A 10,082-nucleotide genomic window follows, 5' to 3' on the forward strand; every position below is an offset into this window, starting at 1 on the left:
TCGGGCCCTCACCATGCCCACCGGCCGACACGACCTCCAACAACCTCGCTCAGCCGCCCAGCAACCCCAAGTGAAACGGCGAGGCTAATACGGCAGTCGGACTTCGTGATCTGGCTCAGCTCGACGCGGTGAGTGCTGGCGTCTTCGCTGGTTGGGGCCAGTGCGTGCGTGATTGGCCCTAGCCTAGAAGTTCTTCGGCCGTCCGCCCGGGAGCGTCCCGCCACCACGGCGCCACGAGGCACAGCCGCACCAGCTCCGGCAGCCCGAGTGCGAGTGGGCCAGCCTCGTCGTGTACGGCGCGAAGGGCTTGTCGTTCACGACGAAGTCGGCCCAGGTCACGAGGCTGCCCCCGGACCCTGCTCGATGCGGTCCAGCAGGGGCTCCGCCCACTTCGGGAGGGCGGACGCCGCCGGGCGGGGCGGGCGGGGGTCGGAGGTGATGCCGAGGCCTCCCGCCGGGTCGCCGTACACGAACCGCTGGGACCACCCCAGCCAGGAGCGGACAAACAGGTTCGCGCTCCACGCCAGGGCCAGCGCGCCGCGCAGCCCGGGGACCTCGTACCAGTAGCTGGTGAGCACCACGGCGCGGGAGACCGCCTTGTCCGGGTCCCCCGGCCGGGAATCGGCGGTGAGCCCGGCGGCCAGCACCGATGCCGCGAACCGATTGTCGGCGAGCAGCCCGCCGCTGTCGCAGACGACCGCGTCCAGCAGGTCCGCCGGGAGGCCGGCGGCGGCATGCTCCAGCCTCGCCAGCAGCGCGGGCAGGCCCGGATCGCCGACCGCCTCCGGGTCGGGAACCACCCTCAGGTCGGCCGGCAGCCGCTCGTCCCCCGTGCGGGCGGCCAGCAGGTGCACGTACGCCAGCGCGCGCAGGGTCTGCCAGCGGCAGAGCGTGTCGAGCAGCTCGGTCCGGGAGTTGCGGAAGGCGAGCCGCACCGGCCAGTCGGCCGCCCGGACGTCGTTGCCGAGCGCCCGCAGCTCCGCCGGCAGCGGGGCCGGGAAGACCCGGCTCTGGCCGGGGTCGTAGGACGGCTCGGCGTGGTAGCCCGGCCAGCCGGGTGCAGGATCGCGGGGGATACCGCTGCGGCTACTCATTCACTTCGTCCCCCTTCGGGGTCCGCCACTTCGCGGTGTCCTTGCCGTCCCGCGGAGTGATGTAGTTGGAGAGGTCCTCCGGCTCGATGTGGTACGCGTGGATCATATGGTCCTGGCGGATGATGGCCACCGGCCTGGACGGGTCCAGGGTCTTGTCGATGATGATCCGCGCCCCCGTGTCGCTGTCGACGTAGTTGGCCGGCGATTGCAGATGGCCCCGCAGGTACTTCTCCAGTTTCACCTCGTCTTTCCCGATGCCCTGCAGGTAGTGGTTGTCCTTGCCGCTCTCCGCCTCGTTGAGCTGGTGGTCGACGCCCTGCGCCGCCCGGGTGCTGTCCGAGTACGGGGCCAGCCCGAAGGGGTCGCACCACCCGTGGGGGTTGGCGACGTACGCCACCGGGTTGGGGGCCGCCGCCAGGCCCAGCGGGTCCGGGCTCAGGTAGCGGGCGGTCTCGGGGTCGTACGTGCGGAAGTAGTTGTGGTGCAGGCCTGATTCGGCGTCGAAGTACTGGCCGGGGAAGCGCAGCGGCGTGTAGGCCGTGGCGTCCCGGTTCCAGGCCGTGGATCCCCACAGTGTGGAGCGGCTGCGCCAGGCCAGTCCGCCGCGCTCGTCGACGAGTTCGGCGGGTGCGCCCACCAGGTCGGTGACGATGGCGTAGAACCGCTCGTCCACCACCTCCTGGCTGGCGCCCAGGATCCGCTCTGTCTGCGCGAGCGGCTGCAGGCCGCGGTGGTCCCAGGTCACGGCGATCCCGCCGGCCTCCTGCGCCGCGGCGGCGGTCCGCTGCTCGCACAGCACGGTGCCGTCCCAGGTGAAGACCGTGCGCTCGGCCACCTTCAGGCCGTCGGGCGTCATCCGTTCCTTCGCCGTCCGCCGTCCCAGCGGGTCGTACGTGTACCGCCAGCGCGTCCCGTCCGGGGTGGTGACGGCCGTAATTCGGTCCTCGGCGTCCCACTCGTAGCGCCAGGTGTCGGGCTTGCGCGAGAGCCGGGCCCTCTGGCGGAGCACGACCCGGCCGAGGACGTCGTACTCGTGGCGGACCCGGCCCGCGCCGATCAGCCGGGTGCCCTCGTAGGTGCGCGGTCCGGTGGCTTCCCCGCCTCCGGGATGGGCGCCGGGCCAGTACGCGGAGGTCTGGTTGCCCACGTCGTCGTAGGCGTAGCGCTCGGTCCAGTTACCGGCGTGCACCGCCGTCACCCGGCCGCGCGGGTCGAGGTCGAAGCTGCGCGGGCCGGCCAACAGATCGTCGACGCCGGTCAGGACCCCGTCGGACCGGTAGGTGTAGCCGCGGCGCTGCACCACCCCCTGTCCTGCGCCCGTGAGCCGCTGCTCCACCAGCCGGCCGGTCTCGTCCCACGCCTGGTCGAGGGTGACGGCGTCGCCGTAGGTACGGCTGAGCTCCTGGCCCGCCGCGTCGTGCGTGAAGCCGATCCGGCGGCCGGACGTGGTCAGGGCGTCGTAGCGGCCTGCGGCGTCGTACGCCCAGGCGGCGACGGCGCCCGTGGGGGTGGTTCGGCCGGTGCGGCGCCCCATGGCGTCGTAGGTGTAGGTGAGGGTGCGGCCGTCGACCGTCTCCTGGAGGATGCGGCCTGCCCGGTCCCGCAGCCGGGTCAGCACGCTGTCCCCGCACACCGCGACGGCGAGCCGGTCGAAGACGTCGTACTCGTACGTCGTCACCGTGCCGCCCGCGTCCTTGCGGACGGTGTGCCCCAAGGCGTCGCGCTCGTACGTGATCCGCTGCCCGAGGGCGTCGGTGCGGGTGACGAGCCGGCCCGCCGGGTCGTAGGCGTAGTCGAGCACACGGCCGTCGAAGTCGGTCTCCCGGATGAGCCGGCCCGCCGGGTCGTAGGTGTACTCCCAGGTCATGCCCTGCGGGTTGCGGACCCCGGTCAGCCGCAGCTCGGCGTCGTATGTGTATGCGTGGCGCGTGCCGTCCGCGTCGGTCCGGGCGGCGAGCAGGTCGAAGTGGGTGTACTCGAAGTGCACCCCGCCGCCGTTGGGGCCGTCCCTACGGGTCAGGCAGTTCCCCTCGCCGTCATACGTCCACGAGCGGCGCCGGCCGTCCGGGTCCGTCCGGTGCAGCGGCTTGCCCTCCACCGTCCATTCCATGCGGGTGACCGCTCCCAGGGGGTCGGTGACCGCCGTGACCCGCCCGAAGGCGTCCCGCTCGTACGTGGTGGTGGCGCCGAGCCGGTCGGTGACGGCGAGCGGCAGCCCGGCCCGGTCGGTGCGGATCCGCGTGACCGCCCCGCGGGGGTCGGTGACGGTGGTGAGGTGGCCGCTCTCGTCGTAGCCGAAGCGGGTGACCGTCCCGTCGGGGCGGCTGACCGCGGTGCGGTTTCCGCGCTCGTCGTAGGTCTGGTGGACGACCGATCCGTCCACGGCGACGACCTTGACCGGCCGGCCGAGGTCGTTGTACTCGGCGCGGGCCTCCCGGCCGTCGGGCCGGACGTAGGAGACCATGCGGCCCGTGTCGTCGAAGGTGCTGCGGGTGGTGTGGCCGAGCGGATCGGTGAGCGCGGTCCGCCGGCCGCCGCTGTCGTACTGGTATCGGGTGACCGCGCCGAGCGGGTCGGTCTCGGCCACCACCCGGTACCGGTCGTCGATCAGGTACTGGCGGGTATGACCTGCGGCGGTGGTCACACGCGTCACCCGGTGGCGGGTCTGCGGGTCCACGTCGTCGTAGCGGAAGGTGAGGGCGATGTGGCCCGCCTCGCCGGCCTCGGCGACACACCGGTCGAGGTCGTCGTAGGCGTACTCATAGCGGCGCTCGTTCGTATCCGTCCAGGAGGTGATGCGGGCGCGGTCGTCGTAGGTGAACCGCAGAGGCAGACCGGAGGAGTTGGTGACCTCGGTCAGGTTCCCGTCGGTGTAGCCGTACGCGAGGACGCGGCCGCCGCCGGACAGGTGCAGGGCCGTAATCCGGCCGCCTTCGGTCTCGAAGTGCAGCCGGTAGCCGCCCGAGTGGGTGAGACCCAGCGGCGTGCCGTGCTCGTCGTACTCGAAGACGACGTGGTTGCCGTTCGGATCCTCGAACTGGGCGATCGGCGCGATGCCGTTCTCGGCGCCGTCGGCCGGCGGGACGAAGCGGCGGACGGCACCCGTCAGCGGGTCCGTCAGCGTCCAGTCGCCGTCAGGGGTGCGTGCCAGCGGGTGGCGCGGGCCCGACGCCGACACCGGCAGTACGGGCACACCGGGCGCGGGATGCGGATAGCCGACGAGGAGGCCGTCTTCGGAGACCAGGACGACGCCCTTGGCGTCGATCTCCAAGTGCTGGTCGATCGTGGAGGACCAGGTGGGGCCGAACCAGCGGCCCGCCCGGTAGCCGGACTCCGCACGGCGCGTGAACGCGAACGGGAACGTGCCGGGCAGGACCACGTCCGTCTGCGGGAGGTACATCCGGCCGGTGGCGAGGTCGACGGGGTCGGTGCCCTCACTGGCCTTGTCCGAGTCGGGCCGCTCGCCGTGGTGCGGTCCTTTCCCGTCCGTCTCCTTGCGGCCCGGGCCGTCCGTCTCCTTGCGGCCCGGGCCGTCCAGGTCGTCCAGGTGCTTCGCGGCCGTGCCGGCCTTCTTCCCGGCGCCGAGGCCCTTGGTGCCGGCGAGTTCCGGGAGGAATTTGCCGACGCCTTCGGTGGGGTCCTTCATGAAGTCGTCGAGCATCTGCTTGCCCGTGCCTATGGGGTCGTTGACCGCCACGAGCAGGCCGGCGACCGTCGAGTTGAGGTTGGTCCGGTACTCGGCGGGGTGGGTGAGGTTGTACGGGTCGAACGGGGTGACTGCGCGGACGAAGTTGGCGAGGCCCGCCGTTCCCTTGAGGACGCCCCCGGCCAGGTGGGTTTCCGCGATCTCCAGGTAGTCCATGCCGTCTTTGAGCTGTTCGGCGTACGAGGGCTTGGGCGGGGCGGCGTCGCGGGCCGCGCGGACCGCCGTACGGGCCGTCTCCGCGACCTCGTTGCGCTGCTTGCGCGCGGTCTGGAGCTTGTCGTCGGCCGCCTTGAACAGCGGATCGGCGGGGTCGGTGAAGTCGTCGGCCGGCCGCGGCGGCAGCGTGTCCTTCTCGGCCTTCACCGCCGCCTTGTAGTCGATGATCGACTTGTTGTAGGCGGTGCGCGCGTCCTGAGAGACCTTCTTGGCCCTGTTGTACTCCTCCAGGGCCTCCTTGGCCTGGCCCTGTGCCCACTCCACGGTGTCCGCGAACCGGTTGATCGCGTCGGCGGCCTTGCCGAAGGCCTCGGCCGCCTTGAACCAGCGCGGCGGCTCCTTGGCTATCGCGTCCCGGAACGCGTTCGCCGACGCGCCCTTCAGGCCGTCGCCTTCCAGGGCCTTCAGGCCGTTGCCAACGAGTGTGAACGAGAGCTCGAAGTCACTGAGGTGCGAGACCTGCGCGCGGATCTTCGACACGCTGCCGTAGACCAGCTTGTTCGGGTCCTCGGTCTGTCCGAGCTCCAGCTCGGAGACGTCCGCGCCGAGCTGGTTGGCGGCCGATCGGCTCTTGTCACGGACCCAGTCGCCCGCCTCGTCCAGGCCCACCTTCTCTGCCGCGCCGGCGACCTTGTCACCGCCCCACTCGACCGCGTCGCCGAGGTCCTCGGCCCGGTCCTCGACCCAGTCCTCGGCCGAATCCGGTACGAAGTCCCTCCAGCCCATCAGTTACCGCCCCCGCCGGCCTGGTCCAGCAAGTCCTTGATCGAACCGATCCTCCCGCTGGAGGTCACCTTGTCGCCCGTCTCCGACCAGGTCTGCTTGATGTCCGCGTCGCTCTTCTCGAAGGACTCGTCGCTGTAGTCCGGCTTGTAGACGTCCGCCCGCCAGATGTCGTCCCAGCTCTTCTGCTCGATCTCGTCCTCGCTCGCGTGCGGATTGCCGTACGCGNCTTGTAGACGTCCGCCCGCCAGATGTCGTCCCAGCTCTTCTGCTCGATCTCGTCCTCGCTCGCGTGCGGATTGCCGTACGCGGCATTGGCGACCACCTTGAAGGCGCCCTGCAGGTACTGCTCTTCCTCCCACACCATCCCGGCCGCGATCCCGAGGTTCCCGGCGAGGGTGCTGGCGTTCTGCACGAGACTGCGCACGCCCCACTCCCAGCGCTCGCAGAAGTCCTCGAAGTCGGTGGCCAGACCCGCATGTCCGGCCTCCATCCCCGTCATCGACAGATCACTGAAACCGGCACCCTGGGAGGCGCCGGCCGCGTCCGACGACTCGCGCAACTCGGCAATCGCCTTGCGCAGACCGTCCTGGATGTTCCTGACCGCTATCGGCGAGACCTCCAGGTCCCCGTCGCCCGCCATCAGACGGCAGCCGCACGGTGGGGCTCGGCGTCCATGGCATACGCGTCGGGAACAATGCCCATGACCGGCGGGAACAGCATCGAACCGTCCTCGTCCGCGACATCGACCGCCACACCGGTCGGACCCTCCACCGCGGGAATCACCGCGTCGACCAGACGGGCACCCAGGATCGACAGGTACTCCCACTCGTGAACACCGCCTCCGGCACCCCGCGCCACCGCGAAACGCGCCAGCGCCTCCTCGTCCGTGAACGCGTAGATCCAGCGGATCCCGCCCTGCCACCCCGACATCAGACCGCCGTCATTACCCTCCGACAGCGGTACCAGCAGTGCGGTGCGGCGGAATTCCCCCAGCAATCGACCCGCTTGCCCCGAGCCGCCCCGCACGGCGGCTATTTCCCCGGCCAGTCCCATAAAGTGCCCCGTTCTCCGAGGGAGCCCGACTCGGCAGCCCTCAATTCGCATACGTTACGCGGGCGGTCAGGACCCGAGCAGCACTGCCCCCGCGCTCCGCACCGCCGATGGCCCGGACCTCTCCAAGGAGACGTCGCCATCCACTCGTGGCGGTCGCCGCTCCGGCCGCGCGGGCGGCGGCGACAGCACTCGTCGGCGGCCGCCCCTCGGGTGCCTCGCTACTCAGGCCGTTCCGGCCCTGCGGTCGGTGCCTTCGCTGTCCGCCCTCATCGCCTTGAACAATGCCGGCACACCGGCCGGGTCCACCTTCGTCCGGGGCAGCGCCACGCAGCCCGTGGTGACCGCCACGACGACCGCGGGCCACTGGGCTCCGCTGCCGATGATCTCGGCCAGAACCGAGAGCACGATGACGGGGGCCGCGACAGATGAGTGCATGTTCATGGTTTCCTCGCCTTCAGACGCTGAGCGCCGCGCTTGAACGTTTGCGCAGGTCGGGGCGTTGCGGTACGGGCCACCGGAGTTGCCTGCCAACCGGCAACGCGGACCATCGGGGTGTGCCGCCGCTCACCGTGTTGCCAGGTGCGGAAAGCCGACGTGCGGGGAATGGAATCTGCCAGGGGCCGGGCGCATGCCGACGGGGGAGGGGTTCTCATGTCGGCAGGACGCCCGAGACAGCAGCAGATCCTCGAGTACGCCGCGCTGCTGCAGTCCGTGCTGGAGCGTTACCTCTCCTCCCGCGGCACACCGGCCCCCAGGCGGCCCGGGGAGTGAACGTGGACCCGTCCACGCTCTCGCGCTACCGGCACGGTGAGCGCCTGCCACCGTCCGAGTTCAACGAAGCACTCCAGGCATTCCTCACCTCCCAGGACTTGCCAATCCCGGTGGCGGACTACCAGCGGCTCACCTCGCTGCACGCCAGCGCGCAGGCGGCCAGCCTCAGCCTGACCCACCAGCTGGGCCTCAGGAAACAGGAGATCCACGCGCTGCAGACCGCTCAGCAGGTGCTGGCCGAGGACAACCGCACGCTGCAGAACCAGCTGGAGAAACACGCCCGCGATCTTGTCGCCCTGCAGGACCGGAGCGACCGGGAGCTGGAGAAGGCCGCAGCCAGTTACCGCAGGACCCTGGACGTACTCGGCTCCGTGCGCCGCCGGATGGCCCAGGCCGAACGGGAGCGGGACGACCGCTTGGCCCGCACCACCGGGCATGCGTGCCGCCCGCACATGCTGCGCCACTCGGCGGCAACCCGCTGGCTGCGCGGCCGATGTCAGTGGCCGGCGGCAGGATGGACGCGTACCACTGATCCAGCATCACCACGAGGGGTTTCCCATGTCCGTTGCCGAGTCCGACACCGCGTCCGTCCGCTTCCCCACCGGCTGGTGCGCCACCGACCTGGGCCGGTTCCGCCCCTGCGACTCCACCTACGAGGTCTACCCGCTGGACAGCCTGCCGCCGCTGGACGCCGTGGGACTCGACGGCGGGTTCGGGTGGATGGACGGCGTGAGTGGCGGGCCGTCGGAGCACGCGGCACACCTGGCGGCCCTCGAAGGGGAGCTGGCGGTGGCCGGACTCACGCTGCCCTCGGACTTCGCCGTGTTCTACCGCGACGAGCGACTGTGCCGCGCTTTCGACGAGGTGTCGGTGACGGCCTGTTGGAGCGATCTGTCTCCGGCCCTGCGCAGCCCGGCCGAGGAGGGCGCCCGTCTCGTGCGGTTCCTGCGGGACCAGCAGGACTGCGTCATCTGGTACCTGTACCTGCGGTCCTCGGGGGAGGCGTTCGTGGTGTGCTCGCACCTGGAGCTGGAGTCCGCCGAGGCCTGGGCGGCACAGGAGGGGGCGGACGGGTTCCAGGAAGCTGCCGCCGGCTCGCTCATACGGTGCGCCGGTTCCTTCGAGGAGTTCGCGTACCGCTTCGTCGTGGAGAACGAGCTGTGGATGCAGCTCAACTCCGCCGGCTCGCAGGGGCGGCTCGCTCCCCGCCTCCAGGCGTACGCCGACCACTACGCGGCCACCGTCGCCTGACCCGCCGGTCCGGCCAGCGCCGGCGCCGGCGGCGACCGTCGTCGGCGTTCACCCTGCCGGCCCCCGGCGCCGAGCGCGCCGACGTGGTGCCGTTCGACGCCACCGCCTGGGGCGAACGGCACCTGGCTGTGGAATGGCTGGTCGCGGTAGGCGGCGACCGCATCGCCCACACCCTGGAGAGGGCCGAGGGCGTGACGGCGGTGAAGGGCACACTCATCGACGAGGACGACCGGCTGGTCGTGGGGCTGCGGTCGGCCGTCCCCGCCGGGGCGGCCTGCTGCTGGTGGGCGCGGTGTCCGGCTTCGCCGCACTGCGGTCGCGCCGCCGGCCGACGGCGGCCGCGGCACCCACCCCGTACTCGGTCCGGGATGCCGAAGGCCCCCGGCGCGGCGGAAGGCACCAGCCGCACCGTTCACAGCGGAGGGTAGAAACAGCCGGCCAAGCCCCGGTACCGCCCCGGTCGGCAGCATCCACCACGCCGTGGCTTGCTGCCTCTGCCCCTCCACACGCCGATGCCAGCCACGTCCCGGCCCATGCCGGCACCGCGAGCCGACGCCCGCCCTTCCGCGACTGTCCCGCCCTGTCCCACGAGGCGTGTACAGAACTGCACAGGGTCCTTTGGGCGGCGGGTTCGTTGAACACGCCGACGGGGAGGGGAGCAGCATGTTGGACAGCCGTGCGACCGCCACGACCACTGCGACGGGGCCGGAGTGGCAGCTGGCCGCGGCGGCGGGTGGGGCTCTGCGGCAGGTGGGCGCCCTCGCGGCCGCGCTGCAGGAGGGCAGGTGGCCGGACGCCCGCCACGCGGCCGCCGGCCTGCGTGAGGCGCTCGACCGCCTCGACGCGCCCTGCGGCCAGGACCAGGATCTGCAGGCCCTCCCGGCGCCCGAGCGTCTTGCTGCCCTGCTCGAAGCAGCCGGTCACCCGCTCGCCCTGGTGCGCACGCTCCTTGAGCGCGGCAGTGTCGACGACCTCCACGCTCAGGCGCAGGACCAGGTCCGCGCGGACTTGAAGGAGTTCGCACGGACGGTAGGCGGACGCGATGACCTGCTGCGCCGCGCGGCCAGGCTCGGATTGTCGGAGAGCGAGACCGCCCGCGCCGCTGGAGTCTCCCGAACGACGGTACGCACCGTGGCGGGTAAGGGTGCTGTACGGAGCGGGGGGCCGGAACTTCCTGCGCAGGCGACTGATGGCGAGAGGGGTGGGGAGCGGTGGACCGGACGTTGAGGGACCTGGGTGCGGCGCACGCGGGTTCGGGGGGGGGG

General features: G+C 71.6%; 7 protein-coding genes. 3 read left to right on the forward strand and 4 right to left on the reverse strand.

Going from position 1 to position 10,082, the window contains the following annotated elements; translation table 11 throughout:
- Positions 1-335: 335 nt before the first annotated feature.
- The 4 genes from AAT21_RS38045 to AAT21_RS15075 all read right to left on the reverse strand — a co-directional run bounded on the left by AAT21_RS38045 (position 336) and on the right by AAT21_RS15075 (position 7,230).
- Positions 336-1,094: a hypothetical protein gene (locus AAT21_RS38045; RefSeq protein ID WP_046777024.1), complete on the reverse strand. Its 759-nt coding sequence runs from the start codon at positions 1,092-1,094 to the stop codon at positions 336-338.
- Positions 1,087-5,742, reverse strand: coding sequence for a putative T7SS-secreted protein (locus AAT21_RS39695; protein ID WP_052757802.1), 4,656 nt, complete (start codon positions 5,740-5,742; stop codon positions 1,087-1,089). Before AAT21_RS39695 ends, AAT21_RS38045 begins: the two co-directional genes overlap by 8 nt.
- A gap of 639 nt (positions 5,743-6,381) precedes the next feature.
- The gene (locus AAT21_RS15070; RefSeq protein WP_046777025.1) at positions 6,382-6,795 is read right to left on the reverse strand and encodes a hypothetical protein; all 414 of its coding nucleotides are present in this window, start codon (positions 6,793-6,795) and stop codon (positions 6,382-6,384) included.
- 222 nt (positions 6,796-7,017) lie between these two features.
- Complete coding sequence (locus AAT21_RS15075) at positions 7,018-7,230, reverse strand: hypothetical protein (RefSeq protein ID WP_157879704.1); 213 nt, start codon at positions 7,228-7,230, stop codon at positions 7,018-7,020.
- 894 nt (positions 7,231-8,124) lie between these two features.
- Between AAT21_RS15075 and AAT21_RS15085 the strand changes: the two genes are divergently transcribed.
- The 3 genes from AAT21_RS15085 to AAT21_RS15095 all read left to right on the forward strand — a co-directional run bounded on the left by AAT21_RS15085 (position 8,125) and on the right by AAT21_RS15095 (position 10,044).
- On the forward strand, positions 8,125-8,817 hold the full coding sequence (locus AAT21_RS15085) for a hypothetical protein (RefSeq protein WP_046777028.1): 693 nt from the start codon (positions 8,125-8,127) through the stop codon (positions 8,815-8,817).
- Between the two features lie 83 nt (positions 8,818-8,900).
- Positions 8,901-9,245, forward strand: coding sequence for a hypothetical protein (locus AAT21_RS37540; RefSeq protein WP_046777029.1), 345 nt, complete (start codon positions 8,901-8,903; stop codon positions 9,243-9,245).
- Positions 9,246-9,480: 235 nt separating this feature from the next.
- Positions 9,481-10,044 (forward strand): hypothetical protein, encoded by a 564-nt coding sequence (locus tag AAT21_RS15095; RefSeq protein WP_157879705.1) that lies wholly within the window; start codon positions 9,481-9,483, stop codon positions 10,042-10,044.
- Positions 10,045-10,082: the final 38 nt, after the last annotated feature.

Origin of the sequence: Streptomyces yangpuensis, assembly GCF_001005295.1 — a bacterium.
In the GTDB taxonomy this organism is placed as follows: Bacteria; Actinomycetota; Actinomycetes; order Streptomycetales; family Streptomycetaceae; genus Streptomyces; species Streptomyces yangpuensis.